The sequence below is a fragment of the Gordonia sp. PvP123 genome, assembly GCF_040547295.1.
Lineage (GTDB): Bacteria > Actinomycetota > Actinomycetes > Mycobacteriales > Mycobacteriaceae > Gordonia > Gordonia terrae.
The window spans coordinates 1-18,407 of sequence record NZ_JBEPPN010000015.1 but is presented as its reverse complement, the minus strand read 5'-3'; the positions used below and the strand labels follow the sequence as shown (position 1 = coordinate 18,407).

The 18,407-nt window shown below is 68.8% G+C and carries 17 protein-coding genes; 7 read left to right on the top strand and 10 right to left on the bottom strand.

The annotated features are described in order from the left end of the window. The first annotated feature begins 51 nt into the window (after positions 1-51). The 6 genes from ABIC25_RS22945 to ABIC25_RS22920 all read left to right on the top strand — a co-directional run bounded on the left by ABIC25_RS22945 (position 52) and on the right by ABIC25_RS22920 (position 8,214). Positions 52-1,728, top strand: coding sequence for an Hsp70 family protein (locus ABIC25_RS22945; RefSeq protein WP_354563313.1), 1,677 nt, complete (start codon positions 52-54; stop codon positions 1,726-1,728). Positions 1,729-1,756: 28 nt separating this feature from the next. Next, positions 1,757-3,988, top strand: coding sequence for a fibronectin type III domain-containing protein (locus ABIC25_RS22940; protein WP_354563311.1), 2,232 nt, complete (start codon positions 1,757-1,759; stop codon positions 3,986-3,988). 101 nt (positions 3,989-4,089) lie between these two features. Next, complete coding sequence (locus ABIC25_RS22935) at positions 4,090-4,824, top strand: TerD family protein (RefSeq protein WP_081908916.1); 735 nt, start codon at positions 4,090-4,092, stop codon at positions 4,822-4,824. A 14-nt stretch (positions 4,825-4,838) separates the two neighbouring features. Then, positions 4,839-5,618, top strand: coding sequence for a cyclase family protein (locus tag ABIC25_RS22930; protein ID WP_354563309.1), 780 nt, complete (start codon positions 4,839-4,841; stop codon positions 5,616-5,618). Further along, the gene (locus ABIC25_RS22925) at positions 5,618-7,291 is read left to right on the top strand and encodes a thiamine pyrophosphate-binding protein (protein WP_354563308.1); all 1,674 of its coding nucleotides are present in this window, start codon (positions 5,618-5,620) and stop codon (positions 7,289-7,291) included. The genes ABIC25_RS22930 and ABIC25_RS22925 overlap by 1 nt, the downstream gene beginning before the upstream one ends. Positions 7,292-7,401: 110 nt before the next feature. Continuing rightward, on the top strand, positions 7,402-8,214 hold the full coding sequence (locus ABIC25_RS22920) for a hypothetical protein (protein WP_354563306.1): 813 nt from the start codon (positions 7,402-7,404) through the stop codon (positions 8,212-8,214). Positions 8,215-8,228: 14 nt separating this feature from the next. On the opposite strand, the gene ppk2 is transcribed toward ABIC25_RS22920, so the two are convergent. The 5 genes from ppk2 to ABIC25_RS22895 all read right to left on the bottom strand — a co-directional run bounded on the left by ppk2 (position 8,229) and on the right by ABIC25_RS22895 (position 11,961). Next, the gene (gene ppk2, locus ABIC25_RS22915; RefSeq protein WP_064569191.1) at positions 8,229-9,179 is read right to left on the bottom strand and encodes a polyphosphate kinase 2; all 951 of its coding nucleotides are present in this window, start codon (positions 9,177-9,179) and stop codon (positions 8,229-8,231) included. Positions 9,180-9,375: 196 nt separating this feature from the next. Continuing rightward, a complete protein-coding gene (locus tag ABIC25_RS22910) occupies positions 9,376-9,897 on the bottom strand; it encodes a DUF6764 family protein (protein ID WP_064569192.1) in 522 nt (173 codons plus the stop codon). Positions 9,898-10,006: 109 nt separating this feature from the next. Beyond that, positions 10,007-10,447 carry an SRPBCC family protein gene (locus ABIC25_RS22905; protein WP_004018990.1) on the bottom strand — a complete coding sequence of 147 codons (441 nt, stop codon included), beginning with the start codon at positions 10,445-10,447 and terminating at the stop codon, positions 10,007-10,009. Positions 10,448-10,537: 90 nt separating this feature from the next. Continuing rightward, the gene (locus ABIC25_RS22900; RefSeq protein ID WP_004018991.1) at positions 10,538-11,215 is read right to left on the bottom strand and encodes a DUF4166 domain-containing protein; all 678 of its coding nucleotides are present in this window, start codon (positions 11,213-11,215) and stop codon (positions 10,538-10,540) included. 134 nt (positions 11,216-11,349) lie between these two features. Continuing rightward, positions 11,350-11,961: a TetR/AcrR family transcriptional regulator gene (locus tag ABIC25_RS22895; RefSeq protein WP_354563304.1), complete on the bottom strand. Its 612-nt coding sequence runs from the start codon at positions 11,959-11,961 to the stop codon at positions 11,350-11,352. Between the two features lie 129 nt (positions 11,962-12,090). On the opposite strand from ABIC25_RS22895, the gene ABIC25_RS22890 reads away from it, so the two are divergent. Next, positions 12,091-12,570 carry a PaaI family thioesterase gene (locus ABIC25_RS22890; protein WP_172622042.1) on the top strand — a complete coding sequence of 160 codons (480 nt, stop codon included), beginning with the start codon at positions 12,091-12,093 and terminating at the stop codon, positions 12,568-12,570. Between the two features lie 12 nt (positions 12,571-12,582). On the opposite strand, the gene ABIC25_RS22885 is transcribed toward ABIC25_RS22890, so the two are convergent. The 5 genes from ABIC25_RS22885 to ABIC25_RS22865 form a co-directional block, all read right to left on the bottom strand. Beyond that, entirely contained in the window at positions 12,583-14,784 is a 2,202-nt protein-coding gene (locus tag ABIC25_RS22885; RefSeq protein ID WP_354563302.1) for a glycoside hydrolase family 3 C-terminal domain-containing protein, read from the bottom strand. Between the two features lie 30 nt (positions 14,785-14,814). Beyond that, entirely contained in the window at positions 14,815-15,363 is a 549-nt protein-coding gene (locus ABIC25_RS22880) for a hypothetical protein (RefSeq protein WP_239403416.1), read from the bottom strand. Between the two features lie 127 nt (positions 15,364-15,490). Further along, positions 15,491-16,300: a tyrosine-protein phosphatase gene (locus ABIC25_RS22875; protein WP_354563300.1), complete on the bottom strand. Its 810-nt coding sequence runs from the start codon at positions 16,298-16,300 to the stop codon at positions 15,491-15,493. 28 nt (positions 16,301-16,328) lie between these two features. Then, on the bottom strand, positions 16,329-17,354 hold the full coding sequence (locus tag ABIC25_RS22870) for an alpha/beta hydrolase (RefSeq protein WP_064569194.1): 1,026 nt from the start codon (positions 17,352-17,354) through the stop codon (positions 16,329-16,331). 372 nt (positions 17,355-17,726) lie between these two features. Further along, complete coding sequence (locus ABIC25_RS22865; protein ID WP_354563299.1) at positions 17,727-18,239, bottom strand: DUF8426 domain-containing protein; 513 nt, start codon at positions 18,237-18,239, stop codon at positions 17,727-17,729. Positions 18,240-18,407: the final 168 nt, after the last annotated feature.

Genomic DNA, 18,407 nt, shown 5'->3' with positions numbered 1-18,407 from the left:
GCTCCTCGACCGACACCGGCGAGACCGTCTGCGCTGCTAGCATCCCCGATCGTGGGCGTAATCGGAATCGACCTGGGAACCACCAACTCGGCGATGGCGAAGATCGATGCCGACGGTCGCCCGGAGGTGATCGTCGGACTGACCGGTGCACCGACCACCCCGTCGACGGTCCTGCTCACCTCGCCCACCGACCACGTCGTCGGCGAAGGGGCGCGCAGGCAGGCCCGGCTCGACCCCGAGAACGTCTGCAGTCTGGTGAAACGACGGATGGGCGACGCGCAGTGGCGTTTCGTCGCACACGGCCAGACCTGGTCGGCGCCGGCGATCTCGGCGCTCATCCTCCGATCGCTGATCTCCGATGCCGCCTTCGCCGGTGAGCAGGTCGACCGCGCCGTGATCACCGTGCCCGCGTACTTCGGCGACGAGGAGCGGCGCGCGACGATCCAGGCGGGCACGTACGCGGGCCTGGACGTCGCGGGGGTCCTGTCCGAACCGATCGCCGCGGCACTGTCCTACGGGTTCAGCCGGCTCACCGATCCCGTGGCCACGAGTACGCCCGACGAGACGGTGCTGGTCTACGACCTCGGCGGCGGCACCTTCGACGCGACGGTCATCGAACTCGCCGACCGTCGGATCACCGTGTTGGCCGTCGACGGTGATCATCAACTCGGCGGTGCCGACTGGGACGAGCGGCTGGCGCTCCATCTCTCGCGCACCTTCTGCGCCGAGAATCCCGATGCCGAGGACCCGCTCGACGACTCGGCCGGTTCACAGGCGCTGATCCTCGCTGCCGAGCGCGCGAAACACGAACTGACCGAATCCGATTCGACGTCGGTGATCGTCGCTCACGACGGCGCCCGGTCGGTCATCCCGCTCACCCGTGCCGAACTCGAGGAACTGACCCGCCCCCTGCTGGCCCGCACCGTCGAACTGACGAGGTCGTGCCTGGCCGCCGCCGAACGCCGAGGGGTGTCCACCGTCGACCGGGTCCTGCTGGTCGGCGGATCGTCGCGGATGCCGATGGTCGCCCGAGAGCTCGCCGCCACGCTGGGGAAGACCCCCGAACTCGACGATCCCGATCTCGCCGTCGCCCGCGGCGCCGCGATCTACGGGGAGAAGCTCGAGATCGAGCGGCTCGTCCGCGCCGACCTCGCCGCCCGCGGCCGGCTCCGCGAGGGCCGCGGACTCGACGGGGTCGCGCAGGCCGATCTCGACGAATCGTGCACACGGGTCGCGCACGCGTTCGCGTTGCCGGTCAGCAGCGTCCGGCGGATGCTCGAGATCAGCGTCGACACGGTGGTCTCCCGCGGGTTCGGGGTGCTGGCGGTCAACGGTCACAGCGGTGAGCTGGAGGCCAGCTGGCTGGTGCACCGCAATCAGACGCTGCCGGTCCAGGTGCGCCGGTCGTTCGGGACCATGCGACGCGACCAGTCCCGCATCGAACTGGTCGTGTTGGAACAGCAGGGACAGGCCGCCTCTCCCCGTCCCGAAGACGCCAAGGTCCTCATCGAGGGGGCGATCACCGACATCCCACCCGGCTACGACGAGGGCAGCGAGGTCTCGGTGACCTTCGAGATGGCCTTCGACGGCGTCCTGCATGTCACCGCGTTCCACGTCGATGCCCGGATCCCACTGACACTGTCGGCCAAGACCGGTGCCTCGCTCTCGAAGTCGGAGGTCGAGCGCGAACTCGAACAGGTCCACCGGTCCCGGCGCCGCGAGCAGTGACCGATCTCGGGGTGAGGCAGGGGATCTGATGGAGCCGTTCGTCGGCAACGACTATCGCAAGCGCGTGCTCGCCGCGGTCGAGAAACGCGGGGGGCCCGGCGAATCCGATTCGTTCGAACTGTACGACATCCCGATCGGCGAGGCCGAGCGCCTCGACGACGACGCCGTCGCCGTTCGACTCGACGAGGTGTGGGCGTTCTGGCAGAAGCAACGCGACCACCCGAAGTACCGCATCCTGGTGGCGCGACTCGTGGCCGAACACGACGAACGGTCGGCGCCGTTGCGGCACAAGACCGGTCGGATCGCCGAGGCACGGGCGGTGAGCTCCCGACGCGAATTCCGCGATCAGCAGCGGTTCGAACTCCTCGACAACGCGATCGCGCGACTCAACGAGCGGTACGGCGGGATCCCGAGATCCAAGCGCGCCGGACTCGACGAGATCGGCGCGATGGGCGGGCTCGATCCGGCGGAGATCGCCACCCGGATGCGGCGTCACCGCATCGTCGACGATGCACCGCCCGCGCCCGCCGCCCCGACGCCGCCGCGGGTGACCTTGACCGCGCAGCGACGTGCCCAGATCGGCGACCTGCTCGCCGAATTCGACCGACTCCGCGACGGCGACCCCACCCCGACCCTGCTGACCCTGTTGCACCTCGACACCGACGCCGCCGCCGACCGCGGTGTCATCGAGTCGCGGGCGGTCGCGCTGGGCGAACGCGCCCGCGAGCTCGCCCCCGGCCGATTCCGCGGCGTCCTCGACGAACTGCTCGTCCACGTGCACGACGTCCTGCTCGCCGATCCCGCACTGGCGCAGGAGTATCGGCAGTCGGTCATCGACACGGTGACCGACCACCTACGGCCGCGGGTCCGGGCTGCGGTCCTGGTCGAGGACGAACTCGGCGCGCAGGACCACGAGTACCTGCTCGACGAGGCCCGAGCCCGCGGGCTGGGCTCGCGGGACGCGCGCACCGTGATCACCGAACTCGCCCTCGAATTCGGCGCGACTTCGCCGGGTGACCCCCCTCTGCCGGCCAGCCCCCCTCCGCCGGCCGGCCCACCTCCGCCGGCCAGCCCCCCTCCGCCGGCCGGCCCACCTCCGCCGGCCGGCCCACCTCTGCCGGCCGGCCCACCTCTGCCGGCCGAGCCTGTCGAGGTCCCGCCGAAGAGACTGTGGGAGAACGATCTCCGCGCCGCCCGCGCCGCCCTGCGGGACGGTCTGCCGGTCCGCGCGCGTGCGTCGGTCGCGGACGCGCGCGCCTCGGCCGGCGACGACGGCGAGGCGCTCCGGCAGATCGCCGCGGTCGCCGACGAGGTCGAGCGGGTCATCGGCCAGGCGGTGACGGATGCGCGCCGGGCGCGAGACCTCGCCGACGAGAAGCGGCATCTCGCGGCAGTCGAACTGCTGGAGGACATACTCCGGCGGGCCCGGGACATCGACCTGCTCCCCGACGCGGGCGGTCGTCTCGACGAGCGGCTCGAGCAGTCGCGCGACGTCGTCGCCCGGGCCGACGAGACCGCGCGGGCGGCGTCGACGGGAGACCCGGCGAGCCTGTCCGCCGCGGCCGAGATGCGGCGTCAGATCGTGGATCACGGAGCGCTCAACAGGTCGGCCGCCGATGTCACCGTGGACCCGCCGCGAAACGTCCGGTCCGTCGCCGAGGGTGGCGCGATCACCGTCTCGTGGGATCCCTCCGCGACGGAGTCGGTGACCTACCGCGTGGTGCGCATCGGATTCGACGGGTCGACCCGGACGCTCGGCCGCACCACGGCGACCGAACTGTCCGACGGCAGCGCACCCGACCCGGTCGCACCGGTCTACGAGGTCACCGCACTCCACGCCGGGCACCGGTCCGAGCCGGCCCGCACCGACTCCACGTCCGCCCCGTCCGCCGATTCGGCGAGCGCGGCGCCGGTGCACCCGGCCACACCTCGGCCCGACGATCCGCCACCGATCACCGCGGTCCGTGTCGAGGGCGACACCGTGCGCTTCGACTGGCCGGCCGGTGTCACCGAGGCGATGGTCGTCATTCGCCCGGATGCCGCTCCGGATCATCCCGCGGACCCGGCGGCGGTCGCGTCGAAGGTCACCAACACCCGCTATCAGATCGACGACGGTTACCCGATCCCGCCGAACGTCCCACGTCCGTGCCATGTCGCGGTGGCCAGCTGCCGCCGAAACCCGCAGGGAACGCTCGACGTCGCGTCGGTGTTCGGTCCGTCCGCCCGGGCTCAGGCGCCGGCAACGGGCGCCGCCCGGTGACGGTGGTCCACTACGCTGGGCCCCAACACCTGCGGCGAGTGTCTTTCGCCGTGCGATGACTGGACCAGACGATGTCACCGACGACGAGATGAGGAACCGAGATGGGGATCGATTACACCAAGCGTCCGAAGGCGCAGCCGCCGCAGCCGCCTGCCCAGCCCCCCTCCGCGCCCGCCGGTTACGGCCAGCAGCCCCCCGCCCCGGCGGGTTACGGCCAGCAGCCGCCCGCCCAGCCGGTCTCGCTGTCGAAGATCACCCTCACCAAGTCCGCGCCGAGCATCTCGCTGAGCAAGCAGGGTGCGACCACCGGCCAGGTGCGCGTCAACCTGAGCTGGACCTCGAATTCGAAGGGCGGCGGACTCTTTCGCAAGGCGCAGGGCATCGACCTGGACCTGGCCTGCCTCTGGGAATTCACCGACGGCAGCAAGGGCATCGTCCAGGCCCTGGGCAACTCGTTCCGTGCTCCTCGTGACGGACAGCCGATCATCTATCTCGACGGCGACGATCGATCGGGCTCCGGCGGCGAGAACATGTACATCGACCTCGCCGCGACCAACCGGATCCGGCGAATCCTGATCTTCGCCTACATCTACGAGGGCACCCCCAACTGGGCCGGCGCCAACGGCGTCGTCACCCTGTTCCCGGCCAACGGCCCGGAGATCGAGGTCCGGCTCGACGAGGCGGATCAGTCGGCACTCTCCTGTGCGATCGCACTGTTCGAGAACCGCGGCGGCGAACTGGTCCTCAACCGCGAGGTGCGCTACATCCGTGGGGCGCAGGACAAGGTCGACGAGGCGTACGGCTGGGGCATGAACTGGCGCGGCGCACGCAAGTAGCCGAGGACTTCGCCATGACCGCAACCACTCTGGCCGGTGTCGTCGCCGGCCTCGCCGACGGATCACTCCGCGTCGTCGACCTGACCACCCCGTTGAGCGCGTCGACGCCGGCGCTGCGGCTCCCCGCCCCGTTCGCGAATCTGATCGACTTCAGTCTCGAAGAGGTCAGCGCCTACAACGAGCCGGGACCGTACTGGCGGCACAACAACATCCACACCGGCGAGCACATCGGCACCCACCTCGATGCGCCGATCCACTGGATCAGCGGACGCGACGGCGACGACGTGTCACAGATCCCGGTGCAGCGCCTCATCGGTCCCGCGGCGGTCCTCGACCTGACCCGGGAAGTAGCCGACGACCCGGATCACCTGTTGAGCGTCGCCGAGGTCGAGGCCTGGGAAGGCGACCACGGGCGGCTCACCGCCGGTACCTGGCTGCTGCTCCGGACCGGCTGGGAATCGCGCGGTGGCTCCGAAGCCGAGTTCCTCAACGCCGACGAGACCGGGTCGCACACTCCCGGGGTCTCGGTGGAGTGCGCGCAATGGCTGGCCACCGAACGCGAGATCACCGGCCTGGGCGTCGAAACCGTCGGCGTCGACGCCGGTCTCGCCGGTGGCTTCGATCCCGCGTTCCCCGTGCACTACCACTTCCTGGGCAACGACAAGTACGGGCTCACCTCCCTGCGCAACCTGGGTTCGCTTCCGCCCACCGGTGCGGTGATCGTGGTGAGCCCCCTGCCGATCGTCGGAGGCACCGGCAGTCCGTCGCGCGTGCTGGCGATCGTCGAGGGCTGATGGAGGCACCCGGCCGCTACGGCCCGACGGTCGCCGACGTGGCGGGCCGGGTACTCGCGGATCTCGGTGTCGGCCACGCGTTCGGTGTGGTCGGCAGCGGGAACTTCGTCCTCACCAACGCCCTTCGCGAGGGTGGAGTGCCGTTCACCGCCGCCCGTCACGAGGGCGGGGCGGCGAGCATGGCCGACGCCTACGCGCGGATGTCGGGACGCGTGGGCGTGCTGTCGGTCCACCAGGGCTGCGGACTGACCAACGCGATGACCGGCATCGCCGAGGCGGCCAAGAGCCGGACACCGATGATCGTGCTGACCGCCGACTCGCCTGCGTCGGCGCTGCGGTCGAACTTCCGTATCGACCAGGAGGCCCTCGCCGCGAGCGTCGGCGCCGTGAACGACCGCGTCTACGGACCGGGCACCGTGGTGGCGGACGTGACCCGTGCCTTCCGGACCGCAGTGACACAGCGCCGAACCGTGGTGCTCCACGTCGCGATCGACATCGCCTCGGCCGCAGCGGATTTCGACGGTCCCACGAAGCTCTCCGTCGAGGCGCCGCGGGTCCGGCCGGAGGCCCGGTCGGTGGCGCGTCTGGCCGACGCCATCCGCGCCGCGCGGCGTCCGGTCTTCGTCGCGGGACGGGGTGCGCGCGCCGCCGGACCGGAGATCGCGGCGCTGGCCGAAGTATCCGGTGCGCTGGTCGCGACGTCGGCGGTGGCGAACGGCCTGTTCGCGGGAAACCCGTTCTGTCTAGGCATCTCCGGCGGCTTCTCCTCGCCCACCTCGGCCGAACTGATCGCCGGTGCCGATCTCATCGTCGGATGGGGGTGCGCCCTGAACATGTGGACGATGCGACACGGCCGACTCATCGGTGCCGACACCACGGTGGCTCAGGTCGACGTCGACATCGACGCCATCGGCGCACATCGCTCGGTCGATCTCGGTGTGGTCGGCGACTGTGCCGCGACCGCCGCCGACGTGCTCGCGGCCCTGCCGCCGGACAACCCCGCACCTGTCGGTTATCGATCCGCCGACGTCGCCGCCCGGATCGCCGAATCGTCGCGGTGGCAGGATGTCCCCGTCACCGGCGAGGTGACTCCCGGTCGGGTCGACCCGCGGGCGCTGACGATCGCGCTCGACGAGATCCTCCCGGCGGAGCGCATCGTGTCGATCGACTCCGGGAACTTCATGGGGTATCCGTCGACCCATCTGTCCGTGCCCGACGAATACGGGTTCTGCTTCACCCAGGCCTTCCAGTCGATCGGACTCGGCCTCGGGACCGCCATCGGCGCAGCCTTCGCCCAACCTGGCCGGCTGCCGGTCCTCGGCACCGGTGACGGCGGATTCCTCATGGCCATCGCCGAATTGGAGACTGCCGTCCGACTCGCACTGCCGCTGGTGGTCATCGTCTACAACGACTCCGCCTACGGCGCCGAGGTACACCACTTCGGGAACGCCGACATGACGACGGTGACCTTCCCGGAGGTCGACATCGCCGCGATCGCCCGCGGCCACGGCGCCACGGGCGTCACGGTCACCGGACTCGACGACCTCGACGAGGTCCGGAACTGGGTCGGGTCGCTGCCCTCCCCCGAACCGTCGGGGCCACTGGTCATCGACGCCAAGATCACCGACGACGGCGGCTCGTGGTGGCTCGCCGAGGCGTTCGCGGGGCACTGACCCTGCCTGGCGGGCCCGTTTCACACTGTGGACTTGTCAAAGGTCGTGTGGCATCAGCCCCACCGCGCCGGTCGATGATCCACGCGCATTGTCTCGGTAGCCTCGTGGCTGTGCGTAGCTTCCTCAGTGCCCTGCTGACACTTGTCGCGATTGCGGCGACCATCCTCGCCGTTCCGTCCTTCTGGCTGGATCAGCGCATCGTCGACCAGGCGGGATTCGTCTCGACGGTCAGGCCGATGGCAGAGAACCAGAAGGTCAAGGATTACCTGGCGGACGAGATCGCCGCACAGGCGACCGCCCGGACCGATCTGCCCATCGCGGGCGCGCTCGTACGGCCACTCGCGGGCCGCTACACCGCGAGCGAACAGTTCCAGCAGGACTTCGCCGACGTCGTCGGGCAGCAACACGCGTTCCTTTTCGAGGAGCCCGCGCCGGGCTCGGACACCTCGGTGATGCAGCTCGACATCACCGCCATGATCAACCGTGCCCTGAACCTGTCCGGCGGCAACGCGATCCAGGGCCCGGTCGTCGTGGAACTGACCAACGGCGCCTCGGGTCTCGAGGCGGGCCGATACGCCGAGGTCGGTGGCCAGATCACCCTGCTCGCCTGGGGATCAGCCGCGGTCGCCGTCATCTCGGCGGTGCTGGCTCTGCTGATCGCACGACGCCGCGGAACCGTGTTCGCGTGGCTCGGACTCGGCGTGGTCGCGGCCGGTGTCTCGACCTGGGCCATGGGCCTGTTCTTCGCCGACCGCGCCAAACAGGAGGTCGCCGGTGCGGAGAGCTCGGGCCGGCAGGTGGCCGAGCTCATCATCGACGGCGCGTACGACGACGTCACCCGTGTCGCCCTCATCGTCGGTGGGGTGGGCGTCGCCATGTTCGCCATCGGGATCCTTGGGCGGTTGATCTCCGGGCGGCGCTGAACTGCTCGGGGCCGCTACTCCCCGATCACGTCTGCGGCGCGCCCGACGATCAGCGGGTCGGGCGTACCCACGAACGACTCGTTCTTGCCGTCGTAGTCGAACAGACTCAGCACGTGACGCATGGCGTTGATCCGCGCCCGCTTCTTGTCGTTGGACTTCACCACCGTCCACGGTGCGTGGTCGGTGTCGGTGGCGGCGAACATCGCCTCCTTGGCCTCGGTGTAGGCATCCCACTTGTCGAGCGACGCCAGGTCCATCGGTGACAGCTTCCACTGCCGCACGGGATCGATCTGACGGATGGCGAACCGGGTCCGCTGCTCGAGCGGGGTGACCGAGAACCAGAACTTGACCAGATTGATCCCGTCGTCGACGAGCATCTTCTCGAACGCCGGGACCTGTGCGACGAACTGTGTGTACTGCTGCGGGCTGCAGAATCCCATCACCCGCTCGACGCCGGCACGGTTGTACCAGGAGCGATCGAAGAACACCATCTCACCGCCGGCGGGCAGGTGCTGGACATAGCGCTGGAAGTACCACTCGGTGGCCTCGCGTTCACTGGGCTTCTCCAGTGCGATGGTGCGGGCACCGCGCGGGTTGAGATGTTCGTTGAAGCGTTTGATGGTGCCGCCCTTGCCCGCGGCGTCGCGACCTTCGAAGACCAGCAGGTGCCGCTGCCCGGTCTGTTTGGACCACTTCTGCAGTTTCAGGAGCTCGATCTGCAGGCGCCGCTTGGTGACCTCGTACTCGCGGCGACTCATCCGCTCCTCGTACGGATAGTCCTCGCGCCAGGTGTCGACGACGTTGCGCTCGGGCAGGGTGAGCAGAACCGGGTCGTCGTCATCGTCGTCGTTGACCGTGAAGTGGGTGGTGTCGTGGAGGTCGACGAGCTGCTGGAGCGCTTCGCGGCCGTTCAGCACGCTGAAGTCGGGGCCGATCTGGGTGTCGGGACTGTGGAGGTCGGTCACTCCACAACGATAGGACGAAGGGACGAACGACGCCCGACGCTCCGGTTAACGACCGTCGCGCCGGGCGTGTTCTGTCTCTCAGATGTCGTGCGCTCGGTGGCTTCGACTCGCTGCGCTCGGTGTCGGCTCGACTCCTCGCTGCGCTCGGTGTCGGCTCAACCAGCGGTGGTGCAGCTCGGTATCGGCCGGTCTGAGGTCAGTTCCGCAGGTCGATCGAACCGGAGTGCAGGCAGGCCTTGCCGGTGCTGGTGTCGAACGCGGCTGCGAAACCACCGCTGCACCGGGCACCTTCGGGGCCGGCGTAGGCCTCGCCACCCCAGCCACCGACCGCGACGGTGGTGCCGCCCCGGCGCGCCTGCGCGACGGACAGCGCGCTCGGCCCGGTCGTGACCGAGTAGGCGTTGCCCCGGCTGTTGGCACCGGCGAGGGCCGTCGAACCCGGTTGCAGGTTGTACGCCGCAGCGTTTCCGCCGTTGTCCGACACCGAGATCGCGGTGCCGCCGCCGCTGCGTTCATCGGCGGTAGCGCTACTGCCGAGGCCGGCCTTCGCGCCGCATCCGCTCCGTCCCTCGACCCGCTCGACCTGGTGACCGTTCGACACCGAGCAATGCGTCGACGCCGAGGAAACCCCTTCGCCCGACAGCCCGGCGAAACCGACACATCCGGCGATCCCCGCCGCCAGGACCAGGCCGCGAACGGCAAACTTCTTGATTCTCAACTGCTTTGGCCTCCATTGATCGGGCGCCCGGTAGGGAACGCCCTCAGCGTACAGGGGCCGGCGCAGGGGAGGAGTCGATCGACCCGTCACGTCCGGGTCACGATCGCCCTCAGGCCGCCGCGCGCTTCTCCACTTCGGCGGTGAGCCCCTTACGGGCGGTGTCCACGGCCATCTTCTGGGCGCGTTTCACGATGAGTCCGGGCAGCTTGATCTTCAGCTCGACGGCGAGATCGAACCGGACCCGGGCCCCCTTGTCGGTCTCGGTGACCGTGTATTTGCCGTGCTGTTCGCTCAGCTGATTCGATTCGATGAGGTGCCACTCGCACGAGTTGGGAGTCCACTCGTAGGTGCACGTCTGTTCGTCGGAGATGCCCGCCGCGGTGACGACCATCCGCACCTTCTCGGGCGTGCCGTCGTCGTGACTGGTCAGGATCTCGGCTTCCTTGTGCGGGCCCGACCACTCCGGCAGGGACTCGATGTCCATGAGCACTTCCATCACCACCGAGACCGGGGCGGCGACGTCGAATTCGATGTTCGCTGAGACAGCCATGCGCAGAACCTACCGCGCGCCCGTGCCGCCGATGCAACGAACCGTCGACGACGTGTCGACCCGCGGCGGAGTCGCCCGGGATGACAGCGATCAGCTCTCGCGGTCGACCAGGTTGACCGGCCACGCCTCGTCGGGGATGTCGCGTAGAGAGCAAGCCTGGTCGACCGCGGTGAACCAGCCACGAAAGTGCATGATCTCGCCGATGACCGGGTTGCGAACGGTCGCGTCGCACCGGAAGCGATCCCGTTTCTCGTCCCACCCCTCGATGTACTTCATCTGAGCGGTGAACAGCCCTTTCATCCCGACCTTGGGTCCGCGCCCGAGCCAGCGCATCGGCCCGCTCTCCAGCAGCAACTCGCCGGACCGCGTCACCGACGGCTCGATGGGATACAGGAACTCCGGGCCGTCGCCGAAATAGTCGACCAGGCCCGTTCGCCCGGCGACGAGCAGTGAGTTCAGCTTGCGGGGGCCGGTCGTGTACTGGAAGTTCCGCAACACCGCGAGCGACTCGCGCCCGAGCTCGTCGGAGTAGCAGTAGTACCCCTGGGTGAACGGCACCATCCGGCTCGTCTTCGAGGGCAGCGCGTTGCGTTTGGCGTAATGCCAGAGCGCGGGCGGCGGCAACGCGGAGGAGATGTACACCGACTCGTAGATCCCGCTACAGATCTGGGCGACACCGGATGTCGAGTCGATGCCGTAGCGCCATGCGACGTTGGGATGCAGACGGTCGAAGTCCGAACCCAGCGCATGCCGGAAGACCGGCGTCATGGCGTCATCCTCCCGAGATCACCCAGCCATCCGGGCCGGCGCCGACGATGAACGGGCACAGGCCAGGCGTCACCCCCACGGTGACGACATGGTGAACCTACTAACGGAGCACACGCGTGTCCAACGTCTCAGACCTATCGGCGCCGATCGACCGCGGCGTCACACAGGCTCGCCAGTTCGGCGATGACGCGATCGAGGGGTTCGACGCTGCGCCGTGTCTGGCACAGTCCGACCGCTCCTTCGACCGCCGCGATGATGAGGTTGGCCAGCGAGTCGGCACGGTCGCTGTCGACGCCGTCGACCACCAGCCGCGCGGTGACCAGGTCGGCCCAGCGCTGCAGGATCTCGGCGGAGGCGTCCGCCACCGCGGGTTCGCTGCGGCGGGCGAGTCCGCCGGCGAGGACCGGACACCCGAACTGGAAATCGGTGTTGACCAGCAGACGCCGCCACACTCCGCCGATCTCGCGCACCGTGTCGGCCGGGGTCATCGCGGTCGGGCGCCCGATGCGTTCGGCGATGAACTCGCCGGCGTACCGGACCGCCTCGGTCATCAGCTGGGTCTTGCCGCCCGGGAAATGGTGGTAGATGGACCCGCGAGGTGCGGAACTCGCGGAGATGACGTCGCCGATCGACGTGGCGGCCACGCCGTCGCGACCGATCAGGTCGGCCGCGTGCACGACCATGCGTTCACGCGGGCCCCGGTCGTCCGCGCCGGTGACCACGGACTCGGCGGGATGTGACGCCATGCAGCAACAACTCCTATGCCGACCCTCATATATCTGATGTCCTGCGCCAGCATACAGAGCATCCGCCGAGGTCATCGCCCCCGCGATGAACCCACCCGGATATGCACACCTTCATAATCACTGTCGAGTATGCAACCATGCATAGTCATGACGACCACCGACGCCCCGACCGACCCCACCGCCATGTCCGGACTCGAGCTACTGCGCGCCTGGCAGGCCGACGGCGCGGGCTCCGACCGTCCGAGCATCGGCCGCCTCCTGGGCATGGTCCCCAAGCAGATCGACGAGGGCGCGGTCACCTTCGCCGTGACCCCGCAGCCCGACTTCGCCAACCCCCTCGGCACCGTCCACGGCGGCATCTGCGCCACGCTGCTGGACTCGGTGATGGGGTGTGCCGTGCACACCACGCTGCCCGCCGGCGTCGGCTACACGACCCTGGAGCTGAAGGTGAACTACATCCGCTCGGTCGCCGTCGATGCCGGGGAGCTGACCGGCGTGGGCACCGTCATCCACGCCGGCCGCACCACCGCGACCGCCGAGGGCAAGGTGTTCGCCGCCGACGGCAAGCTCGTGGCACATGGAACCACCACCTGCATCGTGTTCCGGTAGCCCGCAGGCCGGTCAGTCCGTGCGCGCAGCCGCGATGATCCCGGTGATGTCCTCGTCTCTCATCCCGAAGCCGGCGAGGCGACCGAGCGGGATCGACGCGAGCATCCGCGCCATGTCGACACCCAGCGCGTCGTTCCCGGCACTCATCAGCGGGTTGTTCTCGGCCAACTCCGCGAGCGCCTGCGCCGCAGCCGGATTCGCCAGGACCTCGCCCAGGGTCGAGTTCTCGTCGATCGGGAGGACCACGTCGTCTCCGCTGATCTCGACGGTCGTGATCAGCCGGATGTCGCGGCTCGACGCGCCGACCTGGATCGCGTACTCACCCGCCTCGACGATCCAGCGATCGACCCGGGTGTCCCAGTACGCGAGGTCGTTTCGGTCGATCGTGACCGACACGGTCTCGGACTCACCGGGCTCGAGGTCGCGGGTGACCGCGAAACCCGCCAGCTCACGCGGCGGACGACCGACGCGTGAGTCCGGCTTCGACGTGTAGATCTGGACCACCTCGCGCCCGGCGCGGGGTCCGGTGTTCGTGACCGTCACCTCGACGATCACTCCGTCGACGACCGAATCCTCCGTTGCGACGGAGAGATCCGAGTGCTCGAACGTCGTGTAGGACAACCCGTGCCCGAACGGGTACGTCACCTCGAGGTCCCGCGCGTCGTACCAGCGGTAGCCGACGTGAATCCCCTCGCCGTACCGGATGTGGGAGTTCTCGTTCGGGAAGTTGAGGTAAGCCGGCGCGTCCTGCAACCTGACCGGCACGGTCTCGGTGAGCCGCCCCGACGGGTTGACCGCGCCGACGAGCACGTCGGCGATGGCCCCGCCCCCGGCCTGGCCGAGGAGCGCACCGTCGAGGACCGCGGGGGCCGCGGCGATCGCTTCGAGGCGGAGGACTCCACCGTGGGCGAGCACGACCACGGTGCGGGGTTGCACCGCGAGGATTCGGGTCAGCAGTTCGATCTGATCCGACGGCAGTTCGATGTCGTCGCGGTCGAAGCCCTCCGACTCCTGCGACGCCGCCAGTCCCAGGAACAGGACGGCGACATCGGCCTCGGCCGCGGCGGCGACCGCCTCGGCCGCATCCGCCGGCGCATCGTCGGTGGAGAAGCCAGGGGCGTACGTCACCGTGTGACCGGCCGCCCGGATCTCGTCCACCGGCACATCAAGGCGCGTCGGGTTCACGTGTGAGCTGCCCCCGCCCTGATACCGGGGTTCGCGCGCGAACTCGCCGATGACCACGACGGATTGCCCGGAAACCAGTGGGAGAACGGCGCCCTCGTTCTTCAGTAGGACGATGGACCGCCCCGCCGCCTCCCGGGCGAGGCGGTGGTGCAGATCGGGATCGACGACGACTCGGCCCGCGCGACCGGCACCGGCCCGCTCGGCGAGCCTCCGGACCGCCCGCGCCGATCGGTCCACGGCCGCCTCGTCGAGAGTCCCGTCCTCGACGGCGTCGACGATCTGCGCGTCGGTCCGCCCGCCGGACCCGGGCATCTCGAGATCGAGTCCGGCCGCGACCGCACGGACGCGGTCGGCGACGGCACCCCAGTCGGAGACCACCACACCGTCGAAGCCCCACTCGCCGCGCAGCAGGTCGGTGAGGAGCCAGTGGTTCTCCGATGCCGGGATGCCGTTGATGCGGTTGTAGGAACACATCACGGTCCAGGGATCGGCCGAGCGGATGATGTGCGCGAAGGCGCGGAGGTAGATCTCGCGCATCGGCCGGGGATCGACGTCCGAACTCGACCGCATCCGGTCGTCCTCGGCATTGTTCAGCGCGAAGTGTTTGGGTGATGTCCCGACCCCGATGCTCTGAACACCCTCGATCCACGCCGCGCCGAGCCGGCCGGTGACGAACGGGTCCTCAGAAAAGTACTCGAAGTTCCTGCCGCACCGCGGATCTCGTTTGATGTTCACTCCCGGACCGAGCAGAACGTCGACGCCGAGACCGCGGGCCTCCCGTCCGAGCGCTTCGCCGACACGACGGATCAGCCCGACATCCCAACTCTGGCCGAGGCCGACTGCGGGCGGAAAGCAGGTGGCGGGTTCGCTGCCGGCGAGGCCGAGGTGATCGGTCGCGCCGGTCTGTTTGCGGACCCCGTGCGGGCCGTCGGTGAGAGTGAGCGCGGGAATCGAACCCACCGCTTTCGTGGTCCAGAAATCGGCGCCGCTGCCGAGGGCGGCCTTCTGGGACAAGCTCAGTTCGCTCATCCCAAGACACTACCGACGAACGTCAGGCGCTCAGCTCGACCCGGGACAGTACACCGTGTACTCCCACTGGGTGCCCTCTTCCGGACCGGTCACCCGCACGACGACGGAGGATTCGGTGCCCCGCGGCACTACGACCCGGGCGCTACCCGTGCCCTGGTTGCGATTGTCACCGACGTACCCGGTGTTGTGAATCAGTCTGCCCTGGTAAAACACTCGGATCTCATCGGGCTGATCGAGCGTTTCGTACCGCAGGGTGAAGCGGGTGGGCCCCGGCCGGCCCAACATGTACCGCGTCTCCGTGACGCCCTGGCCTCCGGATCGCGTCTCCTCGTCACACTGCTGAACTCGCGGCGGCTGCACGCCTCCACCGATGCTCCCGACGAAGTCGAGATCCCGGAGATCCACACCGTCGAGGCTGCCGTAGTCGAGGTCGCGGGGATCTGCACCCTCGAGACTTCCGGAGTCGACCGACCCGCCCGGCTCCGCCCGTGCGTCCGGGGAGTCTGTCGTCGCGCCGATCGCGCTTCCGACGATCAGAACGGAGATCAACAACGACCGTGCCATAACTCCTGCGCGCATGGATCTCCGTAGTTCGGTAGAGAGGGTTCGCCCGACGCTATCGATCGGCACGAGTCGGCGGTATCCCCTCACCGGAGGAATCGGCACCGGCACTCGCACACTGCCGAGCTCATCGAACCCGCGTGCCTCACCCGTCGAGGTAGCGGTCGCGGAGGGTCTGCTGGTCCCGGACATCCAGGCCGAGCGCCTCGCCGAAGTAGCCCTCGATCCCGCCGTACCGCTTGTCCACCTCGTCGAACGCCGCGTCGAGGTAACCGGCGTCCACGCCCAGCACGCCGACGAGCAGTTCGGGATCGCCCCCCGCTGCGGCGAACCCGTCGAAGATGTGCTCGAGCGACGGGATCAGCCGCTCGTTGGTGAGGAGGTAGTCGCGGTAGACATCGTCCCTCGGAACCCCGAGCAGGATCAGCAGAGATGCTGCCGCCCAACCGGTTCGATCCTTGCCGGTGGTGCAGTGCACGAGGGCCGGCGTCGTCGCCTCGTCGAGAAGTCCGCGGAAGAACTCGGTGTACGCGGCCGTCGCGCTGGGAAGGGTGATCATCTCGCGGTAGGTCCCGGAGATCATCTCGCGCGCCTTGCCGCCGGACAGCATCTCGCCGGCCTCCGCGACGACGACAGGGTCGGCGAGCACCGCGCCGATGTTCGCCGGAATCGACATCTGTGCGTCGGCGAGCACGTCGAGAGCGATGTTCGACGCACCGGGCAGAACCGGGTCCGGAATGGCTGCGCTCTCGTGCGCCGACCGGAGATCGTAGACGGTCGAGAGACCCAGAGCTTCCAGCGCAGGCACGTCGGCGGTGTCGAGGGCGGAGAAGTCCGTCGAACGGAACAGGACGCCGGATCGGACCGTCCGGCCGTCGGCGGTGCGCCAGCCGCCGAGATCGCGCAGGTTGGGCAGGCTCGGGATGGGGCTCGGCGCACCGGGGGTCGCAGTCACGGTCACATCGTGACAGATCTCGGGCCGCTCAGTCGGTGAGCGCGCGTTCGAGCATCGGCCACGACTTCACGAGCTGATCCTGCCAGTACGGCCAGGCGTGCGTACCGGGCGTGTAGTCGACGGTCGCGGGGATGCCGAGCTGGGTGAGCCGGCGGTCGAGATTGAGCGTGCACTGATGGGTGGCGGCCTCGATCGCGCCGCCGACCGCGATCTGATCGATGTAGATCGTGGTCTTGCCGTCGATTCCCTGGCTCTGCAACTGGTCGTGCGGTCCGGGGACACCCGTGCCGGTGCTGATGTAGATCGCCTTGCCGCGCAGCTTGTAGGCATTGACGACCGGGTCGTGGGCACGCCATCCCGGAGAGCCGACCGGCCCCCAGATGTTGGCGATGTCGCCACCGCCGCGGCCCTCGACGACGGCTCGGATGGCCAGCCGACCCAGGTTCGTGCTCGTCTCCGCGCATCCGCTGTAGGACGCGACAGCCCGGTAGAGCTGAGGTGCGGACTCGGCCAGACTCAACGACGATGTTCCCGCCATCGAGATCCCCGCGATCGCATTCACCCCGGTGGTCTTCAGCTTTTCGTCGATAAGCGGCGGTAATTCGCTGGTCAGAAAGGTTGTCCATTTGTTTCGCCCGAGCACCGGATCGACTTTCACCCAGTCGGTGTAATAGCTGTAGGCACCGCGCATCGGCACGACCACATTCACATTCTTGTCGGCGACGAAATCGACGATGTCGGTTTGCTCGAACCAGTGGCCGGTACCCTCCCCGCCACCCGCACCGTTCAGCAGATACAGCGTCGGACGGGGCTTCGATCGATCCGCGGGCACGAGCACGCGCACCGGGACATCTCGTTTCATCGAGGGCGAATGCACCGACAGGTCGAGCACCCGGCCGTCGGCCACTGCCCGGGCCAACGCCTGCGCCCGCGTCGACCCGCTTCCCGGTTCCGCAGACGCCAGTGACGGAATGGCCAGAGCGACAACGAGAGCAACGATCGAGACCGTCGTGGCGACCAGGCGTCGGCGGAGAGCACCATCCGCTGCGGACATCACAGTCCCTTCACATCACTACGACCGCGCCGTCGTCTCGACAACGGAATTCACACGTGCAGATATCGATCCGAATACGTTTCACCATACGCATCGGGCGGAAATGCGTCCGCGAATACACGGTCGGGCACCCTTGCCGTTCACCTTCGGCACGAGCGCGGTATAGCCACGGTTGGAGTCATTTTCACGATGCCAAATCTCGCGTGACGGGAACATATCCCGTCTGAGCAGCCATTCTCGCTCCCGCGACGCCCATTTCGGATGTCTGCGATGTCGACTCCGCGCATTTCGGCCGGCTCGTGCACTGCCGGGCGTCACGATCATCCGCCCGAGATTCGGTCGATCGGACGACAGCGCTCAGCCCGGGATCACTCACTGCATCACTGCTACGGGAAACAGTGTGCGCGGGTTCTGTAGCAGTGCCGGCGGGGTGACCGACGTCCGCTCGAGCGTGCCGGTCCATCGGACGCGACGGCGGTGCGGGGTGAGCGTCGCGGCGCGCGTCGAGAACTCGTAGTCGCTGACCACCTCGCCCCGCGCCAGCACGTCCGGGTCGGCCGGGTCGACCACGGCGACCTGGTCCCCCACCTTCACGTCGGCGACGAAGGACGCGAGCACGCGCAGGTCCTTCCCCGGCCGACGCCCCGGGCTGCACTCTTTCAGCAGCGTCCGCAGGCTCGCGTCGGCGCCCGACGACGCGTCGGCATCGATGCCGGACTCGGTGCCGAACCCGACGATGCGTCGCCGCCGGAACTCGGTGTACTGGTCCTCGGACGTGGCGCGGACGATCCACACCGTGCGGGTCGGCTCGTCCAGCTCGTGGGTATCGGCGACCGGCGGATCGGGCCAGAAGTACGGCAGTTCGTCGTCGACGTCGTCGAACACGGAGCCGTAGAAGTCCGGCGCCTTGCGGAGCAGCGCGGAACGATGGCTGCGATGGAGCCGGTCGTCGCCTAGCTGTACTGACCCGCCAGGTTGGGTACGCGACTGACGGGTGAGTTGCCTCGCAGTGCGGTGTGGCCGCGTTCGTGATTGTAGGTGCGAAGGAACTCG